We start from the raw sequence: 22201 nt of genomic DNA on the forward strand, positions 1-22201 counted from the left end.
ACCCGCTCCACCGGATACGCCGGATCCACCGGCACAAACCCCGCCCCCGCCTTCACCACCCCCAACAACACCGCCACCACATCCACCGACCGCTCCAACACCACAGCAACCAGATCACCGCGCCCCACACCCCGCGCGGCCAACACCCCCGCCACCCCATCCGACCGATCCCGCAGCTCCGCGTACGACCACTCCCCACCACCCGCACCCACCACCGCCACCGCATCCGGGGAGACGGCCGCCCGCTCATCGAACAACTCCCCCAACGCCCCCACCCGCACAACCCGGCCAGTGGCATTCCACTCCTCCACCACCCGCGCCCGCTCCCCACACCCCAGCAGCTCCATCTCGCTCACCCGAGCCGCCGGATCCGCCGCCATCTGCTCCAGCACCCGCACCAGCCGCCGTACCACGCCCCGGGCGGTGTCCTCGTCGAACGCGTCCGGGCGGTAATCCAGCCAGAACTTCAGCTCGTCCGCCGGGTCCACCCCCAGCGTCAGCGGGAAGGTGGTGGCCATCCGGGTCGTGCTGTCCGACAGTCGCAGAGGGGCGGCCGGTCCGGTCTCGCCCGCGTGGAAGTTCTCGAAGGCCATCAGGGTGTCGAAGGTGGCGCCGGGTCCGGCCAGGCGCTGGATCTCCTTGAGGCCGAGGTGCTGATGGTCGAGCAGCGCCGACTGCTGGGCCTGCACCACCGTGAGCAAGTGGGCGATCGAGTCGGCTGGGCGCAGTCGGACCCGTACGGGGATCGTGTTGATGAAGAGCCCCAGCATGTCCGCCATCCCCGCCAGCTCCGGCGGGCGGCCGGCCACCGCGGCGCCGAACACCACATCGCCGCGACCGGTGAGCTTGCCGACGACCTGGGCCCAGGCCACCTGGAGGACGGTGTTCAGCGTGACGCCGTGGGCACGGGCGAGCTCCCGCAGCGCACCGGCCAGATGGTCGCCGGTCTCGGCGAGCACCTTGTGGGTGAGGACGGGTTCGGCGTTCGGATCGAGCGCGGCGACCGTCGTGGGCTCGGACACGCCATCCAGCGCCCGCTGCCAGGCGGCGCGCGCTGCCTCCCGGTCCTGGTGGCGCAACCAGGCCAGGTACTCGCCGTAGGGCGTGGTCGGCGCCAGTGCGCGGGTGTCGCCGCCGGCCGCGTAGGCGGCCCACAGCTCGCGGATGAGGATGCGCAGCGACCAGCCGTCGAGCACGATGTGGTGCAGGGTCACGACCATGCGGTGGCGGTCGGGGCCGGTCTTCACCAGCAGGATCCGTGCCAGGGGCGGGGCGGCGAGGTCGAAGCGGCGGGCCCGTTCCGCGCTCTCCAACCGGTCCGCCCGGTCTCGCGCCGCCTCGGCGTCGAGGTGTGACAGGTCCACCTCGCGCCAGGGCAGGGTGACGTGGCGGGCGATCACCTGGACGGGTTCGTCCGCGCCGACCAGACGGCGGAAGCCGGTGCGCAGACTGCCGTGCCGCTCGACGAGCGCCTGCCAGGTGACGCGCAACTTCCGTACATCCAGGGGGCCTTCGAGCGCCAGGACCTTCTGTTCCACGTAGATGTCCCGCTCCCGCTCATCGAACACCGCGTGGAAGAGCAGGCCCTCCTGGAGGGGTGACAGCGGCAGTACGTCGACCACGCCGCCCACCACCTCGGCCTCGAGCTCCTCGATCTGGGCCTGGTCGAGTGCCGTCAGCGGGAAGTCGGACGGCGTATGGCCACCGCCGGTGTGTGCGGCGAGGCCGGACAGCGTCTCCGCCCATGCTTCGAGCAGGCGCCGGGCGGCCGGTTCGGTGAGATGGAGCTCCGGCCAGTCCAGGCTGAGGACCAGTTCGGCTCCCTCGACCCGGGCCGCCGCCTCGAGCGGATGCGTGGGCGGTCGGTCGTCGTCGCCCGGGGCGGTGAAGCCGAGCTGCGGGGTGGGCAGGGCGGCGAGCGTCGCGGCGGTGTCGGGGTTGAGGTGGCGCAGCAGTCCGTAGCCGAGTCCATCGCCGGGGACGGCCCGCAGCTGCTCCTTGATCCGCTTCACGGCCCGGCCCGCGGCAGGCCCGCCGCGGCGGATCCCCGCGAGGTCGAGGGCCCCGGTGTCGAGCCGTACGGGGTGGCGGTGGGCGAACGAGCCCACGGTGCGGGAGAGACCGGCGCCACTTTCCAGCGCGCCCCGTCCGTGGTCCGGCACCGCCACGTCCACGAGGAAGCCACGGGTCCGGTCCTGGCCGTCGCGCCAGGCGGCGAGGGCCGCGGTCAGCCCGGTCAGCAGGACGGTCTCGGCGCCGGTGTGGAACGCGTCCGGCAGGGCGGTCAGCACCGCCGCCGTGGCCTCGGCCGGGAGGCGTACGGAGGCGCGCCGCACGGGAGCGTTCGCGTCGCGGGCCGGGTCGACGGGCCGGGTGGTGAGCAACGGGTCACCGGCGGCGAGGAGTTCGGTCCACGCGGGCAGCTCCGCACGCCGCCGCGCGCTGTCGGCCTGCGTGGCCAGTGCCCGTGTCCAGTGGCGGAACGACGTCGGGACCGACGCGATCTCCCGCCCCACGACCGCCGCCGCCATGTCCTCCAGCAGGATCCGCCAGGACTTCGCGTCGACCACCAGCCGGTCCGCGACGACGAGCAGCCGCCCCGGCGCGTCCGGCCCGCTGTCGCACCACACGGCCTGGGCCATCACCCCGGCCCGCCGGTCCAGCCGCCGTCCGGCCTCGGCCGACTCGGCGGCGAGCAGCCGCTGGAGTCGATCGGCGTCCATGCCTGCCGTCGCCACCCGCCGCGCCCACGGGCGGACGGGTACCGAGCCCGCCGGGGGTACGGTCAGTCGCCGCTCCGGTGTGATCTCCAGCCGGGCCCGCAGCATGTCGTGGCGGTCGACGACGGCCCGCACGGCACGAACGATGTCATCCAGGTCGCGCCCGGCCGGGACGTCCAGCACGGCCGACCTGAATTCCGCGGCCACGTCGTGTCTCGCGGGCCCCTGAAGTCCTTCGTGGTCCAGCAGTTCGTGCATGGCCGGGGAGAGCGGCAGATGTCCGGCGCCCCGCGCCCGGTCACCCGTCGCGGCACCCTCATCCAGCGGTTCGGCGACGTCGGCGAGGCGGGCCGGGGTGGCGAGCTCGAACACCTGGTACGGGGCGATCACCAGCCCGGCGCGCCGGGCCACCGACACCAGCAGCATGGTCAGAATCGAATCGCCGCCGAGCTCGAAGAAGGATGCCTCCGCGCTGACCCGTTCCAGGCCGAGGATCTCGCCATAGAGCCGGCACAGCAGCTCTTCGGTGGGTGTCCGCGGGCCACGGCCCTCGGCGGCGTCGGTGAAGTCGGGGGCGGGGAGGGCGGCGCGGTCCAGCTTGCCGTTCACCGTGATCGGGAGCGCGGCCAGGGCGACGACCGCGGTGGGCACCATGTATTCCGGCAGCCGCTCGGCCACGTACTCCCGCAGCCCGCCGGTGTCCACATCCTCGTCAGGGACGACGTAGGCGACGAGCCGCCGGTCCCCGGGGCGGTCCTCCCGTACGACCACGGCGACGTGGCCGACGCTTCGATGCCCGGCGAGAACGGCCTCGATCTCCCCCGGCTCCACCCGGAAGCCACGCACCTTCACCTGCTCATCGGCCCGGCCGCCGAAGGCCAGCTCACCGTCGGCCGTCCGCCGGGCGAGGTCGCCCGTGCGATACATCCGCCCGCCGGTGAAGGGGCAGGCCACGAACCGTTCCGCCGTCAGCCCCGGGCGGCGCAGATAGCCCCGTGCGAGCCCCGGTCCCGCGACGTACAGCTCGCCCAGCACCCCCTCGGGGACCGGCCGCAGCCGTTCATCCAGCACAAACACCCGTGTGTTGGCGATGGGCCCACCGATCGGCACCGGTCCGGACGGCTCCAGGGGCGCGCTCATCGTCGCGCACACGGTGACCTCGGTCGGGCCGTACGCATTGATCATCCGCCGCCCCGGCGCCCACCGCTCGACCAGCCCCGGCGGGCACACCTCACCCGCCACCACCAGCGTCCGCAGGCTCTCCGGCAGCTCCTCCACCGTCGCCAGCACCGATGGCGGCACGGTCGCATGCGTGACGCCGTACTCGGCCACCGTCTCGCTCAACGACCCCTGCGGCGGCAACCTGTCCGCGTCCGCCATCACCAACGCGGCGCCCGAAAGCAACGCCATGCAGATCTCGGACACCGCGGCGTCGAAGCTCAACGACGCCAGTTGGAGCACCCGGGCATCGGCCCCCACCGCGAACCGGTCGATCTGCGCGGCCGCCAGGTTGCCGATGCCGCGATGGGTCACGAGCACGCCCTTGGGACGGCCCGTCGAGCCCGACGTGTAGATCACATACGCGACGTCATCGGCGTCCACGGACACCGGGGGCGCGGATTCACCCTCCGCGGCCGGATCCCGGACCAGGCACTCCACCCCGGCCGGAACCAACGCCCGCGTCTCCTCCGAGCACACCGCCAGCACCGGCTCGGCGTCCTCGACCATCCATCCGATCCGCTCGGCCGGATACGCCGGGTCGACCGGGACGAACCCCGCCCCGGCCTTCGCCACCCCCAGCCACACCGCCACCAGTTCGGCGGACCGGTCCAGCACCACCGCCACGAGGTCACCGCGCCGGACCCCGTGCGCGGCCAGCGCCCCGGCGACTCGGTCCGCCCGCGCCCCCAGCTCCGCGTACGACCACTCCAGACCGTCCGCCCCGATCACCGCCACCGCGTCCGGCGACTCGGCCACCTGGGCGTCGAACAACTCGCCCAGCGGTCGCCAGGATTCGGTCGTGCCATGCATGGATGTCTCCCTCTGCTGCGGTACGCGATGGCGGTGATCGGAGCTCCGTGCTCAGCCCTGTCCGGGCGGCGGGCCGCCGGGCATCGCCCGCATGCCCGGATGAGGTCCCGGCCCCGGAAAGGGCGCATGACCATGGGGCATCGGCACGTCGCCATGAGGCCCCGGCCCATGCCCATTGCCCATCGGCCCATTGCCCATCGGCCCATTGCCCATCGGCCCATGGCCATGAGGAGGCGGCACCGGCCCACGCCCGTTGGGCGACGCCGCCTGCCCACCCGGCCCACCACGCCCCGCGAACTGCGTGCGGTACAGCTCGGCGTAAAGCCCACCCAGGGCGAGGAGTTCCTCGTGGGTGCCGCTTTCCCGCACCCGGCCGCCGTCGACCACGAGGATCTGGTCGGCGTCGCGGATCGTGGAGAGCCGGTGGGCGATCACCAGCGAGGTGCGCCCCGCGAGTGCGGTCTCCAGGGCCCGTTGCAGCGCGGCCTCGGACTCGGAGTCGAGGTGTGCGGTGGCCTCGTCGAGGACGACGACCGGTGGGGCCTTGAGCAGCAGCCGGGCCATGGCGATGCGCTGTTTCTCGCCGCCGGAGAGCCGGTAGCCGCGGTCGCCGACGACGGTGTCGAAGCCGTCGGGCAGGGACTCGATCAGGCCCCAGATCTGGGCGGCCTTACAGGCGTCGATCATCTCCTGCTCGGTGGCCTCCGGGCGGGCGTAGCGGAGGTTGTCGCCGATGGTGGCGTGGAAGAGGTAGGCGTCCTGGGTGACGACGCCGATGGTGTCGTAGAGGGACTCCAGCGTGAGGTCCCGGAGGTCGTGTCCGTCGATGCTGACGGTGCCCTCGCCGGGGTCGTACAGCCGGGGTACGAGATGGGTGATGGTGGTCTTTCCGGCGCCTGAGGGGCCGACGAGGGCGGTGAGCTTCCCGGCGGGCAGCCGGAAGCTCAGCTCGCGCAGGGTCCAGTCGTTCCTGGTGCGCTCCGACCGCGGGAGGGCGATCGATTCGAGGGAGGCGAGCGAGACGTCCGCGGCGGCCGGGTACGAGAACGAGACGCCGTCGAAGACGATTTCGGGCGCGCCGTCGCGGGGCAGGGCGATCGCGTCGGGCTTCTCGGAGATGAGCGGTTTGAGGTCGAGGATCTCGAAGAGCCGGTCGAAGCTGACGAGCGCGGTGACCACGTTGGCCTGGGCGCTGGAGAGCTGGTTGATCGGGCCGAAGAGCCGGGTGAGCAGCGTGGCCAGGGCCACCAGGGTGCCGATCTCGAAGGCGTCGTCGATGACGAGGCGGCCGCCGACGCCGTAGACCACGGCGGTGGCGAGCGCGCTGAGGAGGACCATCGACAGGAAGAGCAGCTTGCCGTTGACGGCGGTCAGGACGCCGAGGTCGCGGACCTTCCCGGCCAGCCTGGTGAACTGGCGCAGCTCCCGGCTGGGCCGGCCGTACAGCTTGGCCAGCAGCGCGCCGGTCACGTTGAACCGCTCGTTCATCAGCGCGCCCATTTCGGCGTTCTGCTCCATCTGGGAGCGCATGAGCCGCTGTAGCCGGCGCCCGACGACCTTGCCGGGGAGGATGAAGAAGGGCAGCACCACCAGGGAGATCAGGGTGATCACCCAGGACAGGTAGAACATCGTGATGAGGACGAACAGCAGGGTGAGCGCGGCCGAGACGACCGTGGACAGCAGTGAGGTCAGGGCCTGCTGGGCACCGACCACGTCCGCGTTGAGCCGGCTGACCAGGGCGCCGGTCTGGGCCCGGGTGAAGAACGCCAGCGGCTGGCGCTGCACATGGTCGAAGACCTTGGTGCGCAGCTCGTAGACGAGTCCTTCACTGACCCGGGCCGAGTACCATGCCTCGCCGAACCCCAGCAGCGCGCCGAGGACCGCCAGTCCGCCGACCGCCACGGCGATACCCACGACGACATCGGAATCATGTTCGGCGATGCCATTGTCGATGAGGTATTTGAAGAGGATGGGGACGGCCACCACAATGGCGGCGTTCGCCACGGTCATGAGCAGCAGCAGACAGATGCTGACGCGGTACGGCCGGGTATACGGAACTATCCGTTTCGCGGTCCCGGCTTTTATTTTCTGCTTGGTCACGGATGGGTCGGGGCCCACCGCGCGAATCATCATCGGCCCTGGGCCGCCTATGGACACGACGCTCTCCTCGGCTTGGGTCGTTCCGACCTATGTGAGCTGGTCGATGAGGCTCTTGGGGCGCATGTCGCGCCAGTTCTCCTCGATGTGGTCCAGGCAGTTCTTGCGGGTGTCCTCGCCGAATACGACGCGCCAGCCGGCCGGTACCTCGGCGAAGGCGGGCCACAGCGAATACTGGCCCTCGTCGTTCAGCAGGACCAGAAAGGAACCGTTTTCGTCGTCGAACGGATTGGTCATCTTCACTCCTTCCAACTTCCCCGGAGCGGGCCGGAATTCAAGGTAACGAGGGCCCATCGGGAGCGGCAAGGTCGACTATTGAAGTGGCGTCCAACCGCGTATTCTCTGCACTTGGACAACGGGTGAAACCCCGCGGAAACCGGAGCCGGGGCATTCTGGATCCCGTTGTCCAGGGGGCAGGGCCGGGCAGGCCGGTTGGACAGACCGAGGAGGGGGCGCGGGTGCGCGTGCTCGTGGTGGAGGACGACCAGGAAATGGCGCAGGCGGTGGCCGTCGGCTTACGGCGGGCGCAGATGGCCGTCGATGTGGCGTTCGACGGGGAGAGCGGCCTCGAGCGGGCGCTGCTCAGTGACTACGACGTGATCGTGCTGGACCGGGATCTGCCCGGGATGCACGGCGACGAGATCTGCTCCGAGCTGATCGCGTCCGGCTGCCGCAGCAGGGTGTTGATGCTGACCGCGGCGGCGTCGGCGGAGGATCTGGTGGACGGGCTCAATCTGGGTGCCGATGACTATCTGGCGAAGCCGTTCGACTTCCCGGTGCTGATCGCCCGGATCGGCGCCCTGGCCCGGCGGGCGCATCCGGCCGTGCCGCCGGTGGTGCACCACGGCGACCTGGTGGTGGACACCGCGCGCCGCAAGGCCGCGCGGGCGGGCCGGCCGCTGGAGCTGGCGCCCAAGGAGTTCGGCGTGCTGGAGCTGCTGCTGTCGGCCAAGGGGCGGGCGGTCTCGGCGGAGGAGCTGCTGGAGCGGGTGTGGGACGAGGCGGCCGATCCGTTCACCAGCGCCGTGAAGATCACCATCAGCAGGCTCCGGGCCAAGCTGGGCGAACCGCCGGTGATCGAGACCGTCGCCAAGCGCGGCTACCGGATCTGAGGCCGCCGATGCCTTCGCTGTCGCGGCTGTTGTCTCCGCTGTCCCGGCTCACCGCCCGGCTCGCGCACTCACCACTGCCCCGGCGTACGGTCAGGCTGAAGCTGACGCTGCTGTACGGGGCGCTGTTCCTGCTCTCGGGGGCGGCGCTGCTGACGATCACGTATCTGCTGGTGCTGGGCTCCAATGGCGGTTCGCTGTCCGGCGGGCAGCCCGCGCCGGACGGCGGTGGGCCGCGGACGGGCGGGACCGGCGGCCACTCCCCGCCGGTGCCGCCTCCGCAGGGGCGCATCGGGGAGAGCACCCGCGATGTCCTGCCGGCCGCGGCGCGGGAGATCATGGAACTCCAGCGGGACGCCGTACTGCACGACCTGCTGGTGCAGTCGGCGATCGCGCTCGGGCTGATGTCGGTCATCTCGATCGCGCTGGGCTGGGTGGTCTCGGGGCGGATACTGCGCCCGCTGCGCACGGTCATCGGCGCCGCCCGGGAGATCTCGGCGACCAGCCTCCACCAGCGTCTCGCGCTCGATGGCCCGAGCGATGAACTCAAGGAGCTGGGCGACACGTTCGACGGTCTGCTCGGCCGGTTGGAGACATCGTTCGAGGCACAGCGGCGGTTCGTCGCCAATGCCTCGCATGAGCTGCGCACTCCCCTCGCCCGGCAGCGGACGCTGGGGCAGCTGGCCCTGTCGGATCCCGACGCGGACGTGGCGTCGCTGCGCGCGGCGCATGAGCGGATCCTGGCCGCGGGCGCCCAGCAGGAGCGCATGATCGAGGCGCTGCTGACCCTGGCCCGTAGCCACGCGGGGATCGAGGTGCGCAGGCCGTTCGACCTGGACCGGCTGGCGCGGGAGGTGGTGGCGGCCCGCCGGACGGATGCGGAGCAGCGGCGGGTCACGCTGCGCTGTGCGCCGGCGGCGACGGTCGCGGCGGGCCACCGGCCGCTGGCCGAACGGCTCGTCATCAACCTGGTGGACAACGCGCTGCGGCACAACGAGCCGTACGGCTGGGTGGAGGTGGCCACGGCGGACGAGCCCGGTCGGGCCGTCCTGACCGTGGCCAACTCCGGTCCGGTGGTGCCACCGGGCGCGCTGGACCAGATGTTCCAGCCGTTCCAGCGGCTCGGCGACCCGCGGACCAACAAGGACGGTCTGGGCCTGGGGCTGTCGATCGTGCAGGCCATCGCGGTGGCGCATGACGCCACGCTCGCCGTGGAGGCCCGCCCGGAGGGGGGCCTCGTCTTCACGATCGGCTTTCCGCACCCGCCGGTCCACCGACCGGGACCGCCACCGGGCCACCAGCAGGAACCCTCACCCGCTCACCGCCCCGGACCGCCACCGCAGCGGCGAGAGGAGCGGTGAAGAAGTCGACGAGCGCGGCGTTCACCGCGGCCGGCTTCTCCAGATAGCCGTAGTGTCCGCAGCCGGGGATCTCGGTGTAGCGGGCGCCCGGGATGGCGTCGGCGACCTCCCGGGTGAGCTGCGGCCGTACGATCAGGTCGTGCTCGAAGCCCAGCACCAGGCACGGGCAGCGGATGGCCGCGTACGCGGGCAGCCGGTTGGGGATCAGCTGGAGGCCGAGCTGGCCGCGGACCGAGGCCAGGTCGACGGCGGAGATCTCGAAGATGTCCAGCCAGTCGCGCAGCCGTTGCTCATCGGCCAGGGTCTGCGGGGACAGGCTCTGCAACGCGTTGACGTAGGCGGCGTAGCGCGGCGGCAGCTTCACCCCGCTGTCCGCCAGGTCCATCTCCGCGATCGCCTGCGCGGTGGCGAAGGTGTCGGCCCTACCGCTGGTCGCCATCAGCACGGCCGACCGGACGAGTTCGGGCCGGGCCAGGATCAGCTCCTGGACGATGATGCCGCCCAGGGAGAAGCCCACGACCCGGCACGGGCCCGCGCCGAGGTGCTCGATGAGGCCCGCGATGTCCGCCGCCATGTCGTCGAGGGTGAAGCCCTCGGCGCAGGGATCGCTCGGCGGGATCCCGCGGTTGTCCACGGTGATCACCTTGAAGCCGGCCGCCTTGAGCGCGGGCACCTGGTGGGTGCGCCACATCCGGCCGGGGGCCCCGGTGCCGGTCACCATGACGACCGGGTCCCCCGCTCCGTGCTCCTCGTAGTTCAGCTGGATCCCGTTGATCCGGACGACAGGCATCGTCAGGCCGGTCCCGGCTGCCAGAGCATGCCGTCGTCGGAGGTGATGAGCCCGCCGGGGAACATCGGCACATCGGGGCCGAGGTCCTCGCCGAGGAAGGCGCGGCTCTGCACCTGAGCGCCCTCCTGCATCGCCTGGCGCACCGCGGAGGAGCGGAACAGCGGCGTCATGTTCCCCTCCGCGTCGGCGGACATCTCGTCGATGGCGGAGACGAACTCCGCCGACTTGGACTTCATGCGCAGCGCGGCGGACTCGGCCCCGTCGAGGTCGAACTCCGAGGACGACACGCCCGCCACCAGCTCGACGAACGACTCCAGCTCGGTGTGCTGGTTGCGGGTGACCTTCTTGGCCGACCAGAAGTAGGAGTTCTCGTCGACGTGCATGTCGTAGAAGGACATCAGGAACTCGTAGAAGACTCCGTACTCCCGGCGGTAGCGGGCCTCGAACTCGGTGAACGCCGCCTCCTCGGAGACGATCCCGGCCAGGCTGCTGCTGATCGAGCGGGCCGCCAGCAGGGCGCTGTAGGTGGCCAGGTGGACGCCGGAGGAGAAGACCGGGTCGACGAAGCAGGCGGCGTCGCCGATGAGCACGAGGCCGGGCCGCCAGAACGTGGTCTGGTGGTACGAGTAGTCCTTGCGCACCCGCAGCTGGCCGTACTGGCCCTCCGTCACCCGGGTGGCGTCCGACAGGTACTCCTTGATCAGCGGGCATTCGTCGATGAGCGCCATGAGGGCCCGCTCCGGATCGCCCTGGATCTTGTCGGCGTTCTCCCGGCGGACGACCGCGCCGACGCTGGTGAGGTCCGGGGTGAGCGGGATGTACCAGAACCAGCCGCTCTCGAACGCCACGGACAGGATGTTGCCCGAGTTGGGGGCGGGCAGCCGCTTGCCGCCCTCGAAGTAGCCGAACAGCGCGAGGCTGCGGAAGAACTGCGAGTACTCCCGGGTGCCGCCCACCCGCTTGTGCAGCCGGCTGCCGTTGCCGGACGCGTCCACGACGTACGTGGCGCGCACCTCGTGTTCGGTGCCGTCCGCGTCGGTGTACCGCACGCCGGTGACCCGCTCGCCGTCCTCGATCACATCGGTGACCGACACCCGGAAGCGGACCTCGGCGCCCTTCTCCACCGCGTGTTCCAGCAGGATGTTGTCGAACTTCGAACGCTCGACCTGGTACGCGTGCGAGGTGGCCCCCGCGATCTTCGGGGACACCGAGAAGGAGAACGTCCACGGCTCGCTGTTGGCACCCCAGCGGAACGTGCCGCCCTTCTTCGGGGTGAACCCGGCCGCGGCCAGCTTCTCCGCCACCCCGGTCATCCGGCAGACGCCGTGGATCGTGGACGGCAGCAGCGACTCGCCGATCTGATACCGCGGAAACGTCTCCTTCTCCAGAATCAGGACCCGGTGGCCCCGCATGGCGACGAGCGCGGCCAGCGTCGACCCACCCGGACCGCCCCCGACCACCACGACGTCGTACCCCTGCTCCTGACGACCCTCACTCATCATTGCTTCCCCCTCCAGGCGTCGTTGCTCTTCTCGTAGCGCGCCGGGCGCGGCCGCGGTCACGCGCCCCGCCCCTGCCGCGCGAACCGGCCGACCTTGCCGATGACGTCCTCGCCGTACAGGCGCAGCGCCTGCTGGAGCGCGAACTCGGCCATATAGCGGCGGAACTCCTCGACCGGCTCCTCGGCCCCGCCCAGCATCCGCCGGTTGGGCACGACCGCCGGGCCGCCCAGCCGCTCCACGGCGCCGGCCACGGCCGCGTCCATCTCCTCCGGCTCGACCACCTCGTCGATCAGCAGCCGGGCGTCGGGTTCGGTGGCCCGGATCCGGCGGCCCTGAAGGATGACCTGCCGGGAGATCCGCGGTCCGGTGTGCCGGCCGAGCCGGAAGTTCGCCGCCCCCGGCACGATGCCCTCCCGGGCCGCGGGCAGGCTGAGACAGGCGTCCGACGCGGCGAGCACATGGTCGAAGACGAGCAGCAGCTGGGTGCCGCCGCCGATGGCGAACGTCTCGACCGCCGCGACCCACGGCTTTTCGACCGTCGGGGAGTGCCAGGGCGCGGTGTCGGTGCGCACTCCCCTGACCAGCTTGTGGAGATAGCCCAGCTCGCGGCGGAGCAGAAAGCCGACCAGCGAAATGGACCCGGCGTGCAGGCTCTTGAGGTTGATGCCCGCGCTGAACACCCGCCGGCCCCGGTAGCGGGGGTGGCTCATCGGGCCGCCGCGCACCACCCCGACCCGCACCTCCGGGTCGAGCAGCGCGAGGTCGACGGCGGTCTCCATGTCGTCGACCTGCTGCTCGTCCTCGGCGTTCAGGCAGTCGTCCCGGCACATCGTCAGATACGCCGCGGCGCCGCGCCGCTCCAACCGCACCGACGTCGTCTCGAGGACACCGGTCCTGGTGAACTCCGGCAGCAGCCGCAGCGCCCGTGGTGTCGGCCGGAGCATCGCGTCGAGCAGATGCGGCCCGGACCGGGGCGAGCCCAGCACGGCGCGCAGGAAGATGCCCTGATCGATCTCGTACCCCTCCTTGTCCGCCTGCCGCCGGGCGCGGTCGGCCGCGAGCTGCCCGGCCGTGGGCAGCAGCGCGGGGAAGGCGTCCGCGGCGGCGCCGACGAGTTCGGCGATGCGGAGCTCGTCGGCGCCGCCGCTGGTGAGGTGGTCGTACACGGCGTCGGCGTGGGTGTGCAGATAGCGCGTCCGCAGCGCCCGGGCGGTGTCCTTGGCCGCGGCGAGCTCGGCCCGCTCCGCGGCTCCCCGGGCGCCGGGTTCGGGCAGTTTCGCCACCAGTTCGTCGACGCGATGGGCCGCCTGCCGCAGCTCCGGCCAGAGCGGGACGGTCATGACGCCTCCACCGCGGGCCGCCGCAACACCCGGTCACAGGCGGCCAGATGGGGGCCGAGCGCGTCCTCGAAGCTGGTCGTCGCGGCGTCGAAGAGCAACTGTCGGCGGATCGCGACCTCCTTCCCGGCCAGCCCGCTGACCAGCCCGGCGGTGGCCGCGACCGCACCGGCCGGGTCGTCGGCCAGCTCATCGGCCACGCCGAGCGCGAGCGCCTCGGGGGCCTCGATGGGCACGCCGAACAGCAGCGCCCGGCGGACCCGCGCGGGTCCGGCCAGCTGGACGAGCCGGTAGCCGGCCATCCCGGGCCAGGTCGCCGTGGCGTCGCCGTGGACGAGCAGCCGGGTGCCCGGGGTGACCACCCGGACGTCGCAGACGAGGAAGGCGTCCAGGGCCGCGCCACCGCAGTCCCCCGAGGCCACCGCGACGGTGGCCCGGGGCAGCCGCTCCAGGCGGCGCAGTGTCCGCTCCCACTTGCTGACGCGCATCACATCGAGGTCGCCGGTCCAGCCCGCCGCCGGGGCCCCGCCGACCCGTACGGCGACGACTCCGCAGCCGGGGCGGTCCTCGGCCTTGTCGCACACGGCCTGTACGGCGTTGACGGTCGCGGCGGTCGGCGGCTCGGCCCCGTCGACCGTCACGGTCAGCAGTTCTTCCATGACACCCTCCGCGCTCACCACTGGACCAGCGCCGTCTCGATCGTGGAGCCGGGCCCCATGGTCATCAGCACGCCGTACTCACCCGGTTTGGCGACTCCCTCGTCCAGGAGCCGTTCGTAGGAGAACAGGAACGAGCCGCTGGACACGTTGCCGTAGTCGCGCAGCACACCGACGGTGTGCCGGACGTCGTACCGGGTGAGCCCCAGGTTGACGACGACGGCGTCGATGACCTTCTTGCCGCCCGAGTGCACCAGCCAGTGGGAGATGTCGCTGCGGCGCAGCCCGGTGTCGGCCAGCAGCCGGTCCACGACCGGTTCGGCGTGGGCACCGACCACATAGGGGATCCGCGGGTCCAGGTAGAAGCTGTAGCGGCCCTGCTCGCGGTCCCAGTCGTAGCGCATGGCGTCGGAGGCGTCCGGGATGATGCGGCTGGCGAACTTGAGGATGCGCGGCCCCTCGGGGTCGGCCACGCCGTCCGGTCCTGAGCGGAGCGCGATCGCGCTCGCGCCGTCCCCGAAGAGGCTGTTGACGACGGCGGTGCGCATCGTGGAGTCGATCGCGTACGCGGCGGAGCAGGCTTCGGCGCAGAGCACGACGGCGAGTTCGCCGGGGTGGGCGGCGGCCCAGCCCGCGACCACGCCCAGGGCGTTCAGCCCGGCGTTGCAGCCCATGCCCACGATGTCGGAGCGGCTACAGTGCCGGTCGATGCCGAGCTCCTTGATGAGCAGGGCGCTCAGCCCCGGGGTGAGCAGTCCGGTGGAGGTCACACAGCACAGGTGGCGCAGCTCGGCCAGCTCGGCACCGGCCCGCTTGAGGCAGGCGCGCAGCGCCTCGGCGCCCATCTCGATGGCCTTGGCCTTGTGCTTGTCGAGCAGGTCGCCCTGTGGTTCGGGGACGCGGCCGCCCTTGCCGTCCGGCGGCGGGAGCGTCAGATGGCGGCGGTCGATGGCGCTGTTGAGGAAGACCGAACGGATCTTGGGGTCGGTGATCTGGAAGGCGTCGAGCACCTCCTGCTGGGTGTACGACGTGGATGTCACCGCCGTCCCCACGCCGAGGGCGCGGGGCCGTAGCTCGGCTGCCAGGGTCATCGGAAGGTCCACCCCCACATACGCGGCTTGCTCCGGGGCCGGCGACTGCGACTCAGTCCGGACACGTTGCCTCACCTTTCTCACTGGGATCCGCTGGTGCTGTGTGACGCGTTGTGCGGCGCGTTGTGCGAGGCGCCGGACGCGTTGTGCGGCGCGCTGTACGCCTCGATGAAGCGCGCGAGCCTCGCCGTGCCCTCGTCGATCTCGGCGGGCGTCAGATAGCTGATGGACAGCCGGATGCCGTGGTGGCCGCCGGTGCCGGGGTAGAAGTGCGTCATCGGCGTCCAGATCACGCCGAAGTCCTGTGCGGATGCGGTCAGTACGGTGTTGTCCACCCGGAACGGGACCCGCATGGTGAGGAAGAAGCCACCGCTAGGCTCGTTCCAGCGCACCCCGAGCGCCTCCCGGCGGGCGGCGGGCAGCCGGGCGTCCAGCCGCCGCAGCGTCTCCCGCATCGCCTCGCCGTAGTACGCGGCCGCCTCCGCGTTCAGCTCCGACAGGCGGCCCCGGGCGCCGAGCAGCGCGCCCGCCACGGCGGCTTGGCTGAGTGACGAGGTGTTGACCGTCACCATGCTCTTGATCTTGGCGAGTTCGTCCGCCAGCGGCCGTTCACCGCCCATGGCGTCCCGGACCTTCTGGTCGGCCACGACGAACCCGACCCGGGCGCCGGGGAAGACGGTCTTGGAGTACGAACCCAGGTGCACCACGCGGCGGGCCCGGTCCCGGGACTTCAGCGTCGGCAGCGGGGTGCCGGGGCTCACCTGCCGGTACGGGCTGTCCTCCAGCACCAGGAAGTCATGGCGCTCGGCCAGCTCCAGCAGCTCCTCCCGGGCCTTCGGGCCCATGGTGTTCCCGGACGGGTTGGAGTGGTCGGGCACCACGTAGAACGCGCGGGGGCGGCGGCCGCGCGCCCGCTCCGCGAGCACCGCGGCCTCCAGGTCGGCGGCGTGGAAGCCGTCCTCGCGCTCCTCCACCGGGCGCACGGCCACGTCCAGCAGCCTGGCCGCGCCGGTGATGCCCACGTAGCAGGGGCTGGAGACGAGCAGGACGTCCTCGGGGCCCGCGAAGAGCGCGCGCAGCACCAGCAGCATGGCCTCCTGGGCACCGACGGTCACCACGATGGACTCGGGCGGCACATCGGTGTCCTCGTCCACGCGCAGCGAGTCGGCGATGATCTGGCGGATCTGCCCGGCGGTGGGCCCGTACTGGTACAGCGCGGTACGGATGTCCGCCGGTGAACTCCCCCGCTCGGCCAGGTGGTCCAGATAGCGGCGGATATGGGTGAAGACCTGCTCGGTGTCGAAGAAGCCGTCGTACGGCCGGCCCGGGGCGAAGGAGATCGCGTCCGGATGGCGATGGGTCACCTCGTTGAGGAAGTTCATCGTGTCCAGCACCGGCTCGGAAACGCTGCCGTGCAGCTCTGCCATTTCGAGGTATTCCCGTTGACGGGTCTGCGCGGCGACGGTGGTTCCTGCCATGAATTCCCCCGGGCGGAAAATGGGTGAGGGCGGCTCGGATGCGAGCGACTTGACTGAGGCCGGATGAATGAGAGCGGCTGAATGAGCGCGGCTCGGATGCTTCAGCATCACACGCCCGTCGGCCTTTCGACAACGCCGTCCAATTGCTCGAACCGGGCACTTGGACGGGCTTGTCGGCGGCCCTGTGGAGCGCTATCCCGCGGGCATCGATTCGGCCGGGGCCCGGTTCCATCCGTCGGCGCCCAGCTTGGCCCCGATCCGCTCGGCGTCGGCCGTGGGAACGGGCACGCGCACCCGCAGCCCGCTCTCCTCCGCGGCCTCCACGGCGACGTCGTCCACGGCGATGCCGAGCGCCGCGACGGCGCCCAGCAGCCGGGCCAGCTCCCCCGGGCGGTCCGGGACCAGGATCCGAAGGCCCGCCTCGGCCACGGGCGGACCGGCGCCGGGGCGCGGCAGCCCGGCGAGCCCGGCCACGCCCCGGGCCAGCAGGTCCTCCAGGGTCCGTACGCCCTGGCCGTAGTCTCCGTCACCGTCCTCGGCGAGCACGTCCAGCGCCGCCGCCACCTGGGCCAGATCGGCCCGCAGCTCCTTCACCACCCCGGCCATGGCGGCCGCGTTGGACCGCAGGATGTCGCTCCACAGCAGGGGGTCCCCGGCGGCGATCCGGGTCACATCGCGCAGCCCCTGCCCGGCCAGCAGCGGCACCCCGGCCGGGCCGTCGCGCAGCCGGGCGGCCATCACGCTGGCCAGCAGATGCGGAACATGCGAGGTCAGCGCCACCACCTCGTCATGCTCCCGGCCGCGCATCACCACCGGCGCGGCGCCGCACAACTCCGCGAGTTCCAGGCCCCGGTCGAGGGCGGCGCGCGAGGTCAGCCGGTGCGGCGTCAGCGCCCAGGGGCGGCCCCGGAACAGCTCGGCCCGCGCCGCCAGCGGCCCCGACCGCTCCCGGCCGGCCAGCGGATGGCCGCCGACGTAGCGGGAGGGTTCGGGGGCGCGGGCGAGCACGGCCCGCTCCGGGCCCGCCTTCACGCTCGCCACATCGGTGTAGGCGCGGGCCAGACCGCGCGCCTGGGCCTCGATCAGCACCTCGGCGATCCGGCTCGGCGGCACCGCCAGCACGGCCAGGTCGACCGGGACCGGCGGGTCCTCCGCCCGGCCCGCGCCGAGTGCGGCGGCGATCCTGGCGGCGGCCCGGTTCCGGTCGGAGAGATACACCGATACGCCCTGAGCGGTGGCGGCGAGCGCGACCGACGTACCGATGAGGCCGGTGCCGATGACGGCCATCGTGCGCATCACAAGACATCACCCGTCCAAGACGACCGCGACCCGGAAACACAAAACGCGGCACAGCTTATGAAGAAGGCCCGGCGTCCACGAGTTCCGCCAACCGCCGGAATGGCATCGTTGGCTGGACGCGCCCATGGCCGCCTAGAGTTCTGCGGGCCCGGTTTTCTTCCGCATCTGGGGGCCAATATGAGGAATTCATCAAAAGCCGCGGAGCCGCTCGCGGATCTCGCCATCGACTATGTCGAGTTGTATGTGGAGAACCTGGATTCGAGCGCGTTCCAGTGGGTCGACCGGTATGCGTTCGCCATCATCGGCAGCGGCGGTTCGGCGGACTACCGCAGCCTGGCGCTGCGGCACGGGCAGATCACGCTGGTACTCACCCAGGCGACCTCCGACCGCCACCCCGCCTCGGCGTACGTACTCAGCCACGGCGACGGCGTGGCGGACATCGCGCTGCGCACCGCCGATGTGCGGGCGGCCTTCGAGGCGGCGGTGGCGAACGGCGCCGGTGTCCACCGGCGACCGGTCCGGCACACCGGTGACGGCCCGGCCGTCACCGCCGCGGTGCACGGCTTCGGGGACGTGGTCCACACCCTGGTCCAGCGCGCGCCGGACGCGGGCCCCGGGCTGCCCGCGGGTTTCGTGCCGACGGACGGCCAGGAGCGGCCCGACGGGCCGGGCGCCGCGGCGGGCCCGGACGGGGTGGGTCTGCTCGGCATCGACCACATCGCGGTCTGTCTCGGCACCGGCGACCTCGGCCCGGCCGTCGCGTACTACCAGCGGGCACTGGGCTTCCGGGACGTCTTCGCGGAGCACATCGTCGTCGGCGCCCAGGCGATGCACTCGAAGGTGGTGCAGAGCCCGTCCGGCACCGTCACGCTCACGCTCATCGAGCCAGACGACACGGCCCTGCCGGGGCAGATCGACGAGTTCCTGAAGAGCCACCAGGGCGCGGGCGTGCAGCACCTGGCCTTCTCCTCGCACGACGCCGTCGGCTCCGTGCGCGCCCTCTCCGACCGCGGCGTCACCTTCCTCACCACGCCCGACGCCTACTACGACCTGCTGGGTGAGCGGATCGACCTCAGCCCGCGGCGCCTGGCCGATCTGCGCGCCACCGGGGTGCTCGCGGACGAGGACCACGACGGACAGCTGTTCCAGATCTTCACGGCCTCGACCCACCCGCGGCACACCCTCTTCTACGAGGTCATCGAGCGGCAGGGCGCCCAGACCTTCGGCAGCGCGAACATCAAGGCGCTGTACGAGGCCGTGGAGCTGGAGAGGACCGGGCAGCGTGACTTCCGGCGCTGACCGTGCCGTTCGCGGTGCGGCCGGGGCGGATGCGGACGCCGTCGACGATGTCGGGAGCCTGGCGGACGCCGAGTGTCTGGCCGACCTCGAGCGCGCCGCCGCCACCGTCCTGCCGCCCGACGTGCGGGACTTCGTGGCGGGCGGCAGCGGTGCGGAGCTGACGCTCGCCGCCAACCGCGCGGCGTTCGACCGCACCTTCCTCGTGCCCCGGGTGCTGCGGGACGTCTCGCGGTGCGCGACCGACGTCACGCTGCTCGGCCGCCCGGCGGCGTTGCCGCTGGCGGTGGCCCCGGTGGCGTATCACCGACTGGTGAGCGAGGACGGTGAACTGGCCACCGCCCGAGCGGCGAAGGCCGCGGGGGTGCCGTTCGCGGTCTCCACGCTGAGCAGTGTGCCGGTGGAGGAGATCACGGCGGTCGGCGGGTCGGTCTGGTTCCAGCTGTACTGGCTGCGTGACGGCGCCCGGACGCTGGAGCTCGCCCGCCGGGCGGAGGACGCGGGCTGCGAGGCGCTCATGCTCACCGTCGACGTACCGTGGATGGGCCGCCGGCTGCGGGACATCCGCAATCGGTTCACGCTCCCGGCCGAGGTGCGGGCCGCCAACATCGACGCGGGCGGGACGGCGCACATCCGGCCGTCCGGTGCCTCGGCCGTGGCCGCGCACACCAGCGAGGCGTTCTCCCCGGGGCTGACCTGGGCCATGGTGGACCGGCTGCGGGAGCACACACGGCTGCCGCTGGTGCTCAAGGGCGTCCTGGCGCGGGAGGACGCGCTGCGCGCCGCCGAGTCGGGCGTCGACGCGCTGGTGGTCTCCAACCACGGCGGCCGTCAGCTCGACGGCGCCGTGCCGAGCCTGGACGCGCTGGCCGAGCTGGCGCCCGTGCTCGGCGGCCGCTGCGAGCTGCTGCTCGACGGCGGTGTCCGCAGCGGTACGGACATCCTCAGGGCCCTGGCCCTCGGCGCGGCCGGGGTGCTGGTGGGACGGCCGGTGATCTGGGGGCTGGCCGCGGCCGGTGAGGCGGGTGTGCGGCGGGTGTTCGAACTCCTGACCGCCGAACTGCGGTCGTCCCTGGGGCTGGCGGGCTGCGTCGATGTCACCGAGGCCCGGAGCCTGCGCACCGTGCGGTGAGCACGGACGAACCGGCCAGGACGGTCTCCCTCGTCCTGGCCGGAGCCCTTTTGTCGCCATGGGTGGGGCCGGAGCTGTCCAACCAGCGATTCCCGCTGGTTGGACGGCCCGGCAGAGTGTCCGGACGGACTACGCGAGCTGGAGGTCCACCCGGACCGCGATCTCGTCCCACATCCCCGCGCATTCACGGGCGAGGCTGGCCACGATGCCGCTGCAATGCGGCGGCACGTTCGCGATGATTTCCTGCCACTCCTCCGTGCTGAGCATGTTGATGTTGAGCAGCCGGAGCAGCCTGCGGCCCGTCTCGCTGAACCGCAGGGCGGGGTCCGAGGTGAGACGGTGCACGGCCGCGAGGCGATCGGCCATCGGGACCACCTCGGCGGTGGCCGCGCCCGCCGTGGACCGGCTCAGCGCCTCGGTCCGCCGGCCCCCGGCCTTCGCCGCGCCACGCGACTTCGGCAGGGGGTCCTCGCCCCTGCTCATACGGTTCCTGACATCCCGTGCGGTCTCCGGGGAGATCCCCGCGGCCCGGGCGATCTGGCGCAGCGACAGACCCGGGTTCGCCGTGATCAGCCTGCTCGCCAGCTCGCGCCCGGCGGCGCTGTTGATGGGACGGACCCGGCCGTCCTGACCGATACGGCTGCCACTGGCAGCGTCCTCGGCCGACGTCCGCCGCCGGATCTCCGCGACGGTGCCCGCCGAGATGCCCGAGACCGACGCGATCATGCGGTCCGACCACTGGGGATGCGACACGATGATGCGCGCGGCCGCGGACTTGCGGTCCGTCATCGACAGCGGCAGGCCATGAGTGATGTTGGAGCCGACGGCCAGGACGAACGCGTCGGCCTTGCTGCCGTCGAAGAACTTGACCTCGATCTTCTCGTCGCCGCGGAGCTCCGCGGCCCGTAGCCGGTGGGCGCCGTCGACCACCCGCATCGTGGACCGGTGAACGATGATGGGCGGTAACGTGACTTCCGTCTCCGCCAGCGCTTGGATGTGCTCCGGGTCCTCCCCTGAACTTCGCGGTGATTCCGCCGTCGAAATCGACGCGATGTCGACTTCGACGACCACTTCCTCAAGCTGCTGCTCGAACATCGCCAACCCCCCGCTCCAAGGCGAGCTCGCCTCGAAAGGAATTTCCATCCGGGGGGTGGCAGGAACGCTTTGGACACCACTTCGAAGATCGCCAATCGTGGCCGATCAATATCGACCACCCCCCGTTGCTCCACTTCGCGAAATCGCGAAAGGCCGTTCAATCTTTCGACGCAGACTCTAACAGCGCTCAGGCGGTTTGACACCCCGTATCCGCGCGCGGCGCGCCGCTGTTGCCCAACCAGAACTCAGGATGCCGGATGGAGCGATCACCAGCGGAAACGATGGCGTTCTGTAGGTGCCTACTGATACCGGCGGGACGAGACGCGTCACATGAGGTGAATGCGGCTCCGTTCAGCCCCTCATCTGGTGCTGCACGCTCTTTCCCGGAGCCCTGGAGCACTCATGAAATGCTTTCATGGGGCATGCGGGAACGCCAATTCTGGGGAATCGCGGGAATGCCGCTCCGGAATCCACGCCGTCGTCCCGCCGGCGGGACGGAAAGCATTGGCTAGAGGTTCTACGGAGCGCTGTTTACGCCCCCAGGGCAGGCGGGTCGGCGGCCGGGCCGGGAATATGCGGGACCGGGTCGTCGGCCGCCTCGTCGAGCATCCGGATGATCCAGTCCATGAGCCCGAGCCCGGCGGTCTCCGCCGCCCGCTCCCAGCGGATTCTGCGCTCGGCGACCACGTTCACCTGCACAACGCCCGGCTCCTGTGCGGCTTCCGGAGACTGCCGCCGCATCCGTATCTGACGGCGTAACGCATTGCGGGTCCAGCCGCCCTCCTCGGCCCGGGTCAGCCACTCCTCCTGCTCGGCCTCGGGGAGGGCCGCCACTTCCGCGTGGTGCTGAAAACTCAGCTTGCCCCGCCGCCTGCCGGGCTCGAACTTGCGTGCCACCCAGGCGTAGTTGCGGAGGGTCTGATAGTCCAGCGAGGTCTGCTTCAGCGCCTGGCGGTAGCGGTCGGGGTAGTGCTCCTGGCCGAAGATGAGCCAATCGCCCAGCCACCACGCGGAGGAGTCGGCGATGACGTGGATCTGCTGGCCGAGGTGGCGCCACTCGGGCAGCGGCAGATCGGGAGGGAGTGACAATCCCGTTCGCCGGGTGGTCGTCCGCCCGTTCGCGGGGATGGACATCGTGCACACCTCA

General features: G+C 71.7%; 16 protein-coding genes. 4 read left to right on the forward strand and 12 right to left on the reverse strand.

Going from position 1 to position 22201, the window contains the following annotated elements; genetic code table 11:
• The 3 genes from ABD329_RS21965 to ABD329_RS21975 all read right to left on the reverse strand — a co-directional run.
• The coding region (locus tag ABD329_RS21965; protein ID WP_344316782.1) for an amino acid adenylation domain-containing protein at window positions 1-4751 on the reverse strand (4751 nt) is incomplete at its 3' end.
• Between the two features lie 51 nt (window positions 4752-4802).
• Entirely contained in the window at window positions 4803-6884 is a 2082-nt protein-coding gene (locus tag ABD329_RS21970) for an ABC transporter transmembrane domain-containing protein (protein WP_198280683.1), read from the reverse strand.
• A gap of 54 nt (window positions 6885-6938) precedes the next feature.
• On the reverse strand, window positions 6939-7145 hold the full coding sequence (locus tag ABD329_RS21975; RefSeq protein WP_198280681.1) for an MbtH family protein: 207 nt from the start codon (window positions 7143-7145) through the stop codon (window positions 6939-6941).
• 221 nt (window positions 7146-7366) lie between these two features.
• Here ABD329_RS21975 and ABD329_RS21980 point away from each other — a divergent pair, with 221 nt between their 5' ends.
• Together ABD329_RS21980 and ABD329_RS21985 are read left to right on the forward strand one after the other, a co-directional pair.
• Window positions 7367-8020 (forward strand): response regulator transcription factor, encoded by a 654-nt coding sequence (locus ABD329_RS21980; RefSeq protein WP_198280680.1) that lies wholly within the window; start codon window positions 7367-7369, stop codon window positions 8018-8020.
• A gap of 8 nt (window positions 8021-8028) precedes the next feature.
• Complete coding sequence (locus ABD329_RS21985) at window positions 8029-9378, forward strand: sensor histidine kinase (protein ID WP_198280679.1); 1350 nt, start codon at window positions 8029-8031, stop codon at window positions 9376-9378.
• Here ABD329_RS21985 and ABD329_RS21990 read toward each other — a convergent pair.
• The 7 genes from ABD329_RS21990 to ABD329_RS22020 all read right to left on the reverse strand — a co-directional run bounded on the left by ABD329_RS21990 (window position 9260) and on the right by ABD329_RS22020 (window position 17528).
• Window positions 9260-10168, reverse strand: coding sequence for an alpha/beta fold hydrolase (locus ABD329_RS21990; RefSeq protein ID WP_198280678.1), 909 nt, complete (start codon window positions 10166-10168; stop codon window positions 9260-9262). The two genes, ABD329_RS21985 and ABD329_RS21990, sit on opposite strands and share 119 nt — an antisense overlap.
• Window positions 10169-10170: 2 nt before the next feature.
• A complete protein-coding gene (locus ABD329_RS21995) occupies window positions 10171-11667 on the reverse strand; it encodes an FAD-dependent oxidoreductase (RefSeq protein WP_344316783.1) in 1497 nt (498 codons plus the stop codon).
• 59 nt (window positions 11668-11726) lie between these two features.
• Complete coding sequence (gene dpgC, locus ABD329_RS22000) at window positions 11727-13010, reverse strand: (3,5-dihydroxyphenyl)acetyl-CoA 1,2-dioxygenase DpgC (protein WP_198277384.1); 1284 nt, start codon at window positions 13008-13010, stop codon at window positions 11727-11729.
• Window positions 13007-13666: an enoyl-CoA-hydratase DpgB gene (gene dpgB / locus ABD329_RS22005; RefSeq protein ID WP_198277385.1), complete on the reverse strand. Its 660-nt coding sequence runs from the start codon at window positions 13664-13666 to the stop codon at window positions 13007-13009. Before dpgB ends, dpgC begins: the two co-directional genes overlap by 4 nt.
• 14 nt (window positions 13667-13680) lie before the next feature.
• Window positions 13681-14754, reverse strand: coding sequence for a 3,5-dihydroxyphenylacetyl-CoA synthase DpgA (dpgA, locus tag ABD329_RS22010; RefSeq protein WP_198277386.1), 1074 nt, complete (start codon window positions 14752-14754; stop codon window positions 13681-13683).
• A gap of 80 nt (window positions 14755-14834) precedes the next feature.
• The gene (locus ABD329_RS22015; protein ID WP_246618477.1) at window positions 14835-16232 is read right to left on the reverse strand and encodes an aminotransferase-like domain-containing protein; all 1398 of its coding nucleotides are present in this window, start codon (window positions 16230-16232) and stop codon (window positions 14835-14837) included.
• 192 nt (window positions 16233-16424) lie between these two features.
• The gene (locus ABD329_RS22020; protein ID WP_246618478.1) at window positions 16425-17528 is read right to left on the reverse strand and encodes a prephenate dehydrogenase; all 1104 of its coding nucleotides are present in this window, start codon (window positions 17526-17528) and stop codon (window positions 16425-16427) included.
• 180 nt (window positions 17529-17708) lie between these two features.
• Between ABD329_RS22020 and hppD the strand changes: the two genes are divergently transcribed.
• Window positions 17709-18830 (forward strand): 4-hydroxyphenylpyruvate dioxygenase, encoded by a 1122-nt coding sequence (hppD, locus tag ABD329_RS22025; RefSeq protein WP_198277387.1) that lies wholly within the window; start codon window positions 17709-17711, stop codon window positions 18828-18830.
• 58 nt (window positions 18831-18888) lie between these two features.
• Window positions 18889-19959 carry an alpha-hydroxy acid oxidase gene (locus ABD329_RS22030; RefSeq protein ID WP_198277399.1) on the forward strand — a complete coding sequence of 357 codons (1071 nt, stop codon included), beginning with the start codon at window positions 18889-18891 and terminating at the stop codon, window positions 19957-19959.
• A 129-nt stretch (window positions 19960-20088) separates the two neighbouring features.
• Here ABD329_RS22030 and ABD329_RS22035 read toward each other — a convergent pair whose 3' ends face one another.
• Both ABD329_RS22035 and ABD329_RS22040 read right to left on the reverse strand, forming a co-directional pair.
• Window positions 20089-21102 (reverse strand): ParB/RepB/Spo0J family partition protein, encoded by a 1014-nt coding sequence (locus tag ABD329_RS22035; protein ID WP_246618479.1) that lies wholly within the window; start codon window positions 21100-21102, stop codon window positions 20089-20091.
• Between the two features lie 483 nt (window positions 21103-21585).
• Entirely contained in the window at window positions 21586-22188 is a 603-nt protein-coding gene (locus tag ABD329_RS22040) for an LmbU family transcriptional regulator (protein ID WP_246618480.1), read from the reverse strand.
• Window positions 22189-22201 lie beyond the last annotated feature (13 nt).

Origin of the sequence: Streptomyces javensis (assembly GCF_039525925.1) — a bacterium.
In the GTDB taxonomy this organism is placed as follows: domain Bacteria; phylum Actinomycetota; class Actinomycetes; order Streptomycetales; family Streptomycetaceae; genus Streptomyces; species Streptomyces asiaticus.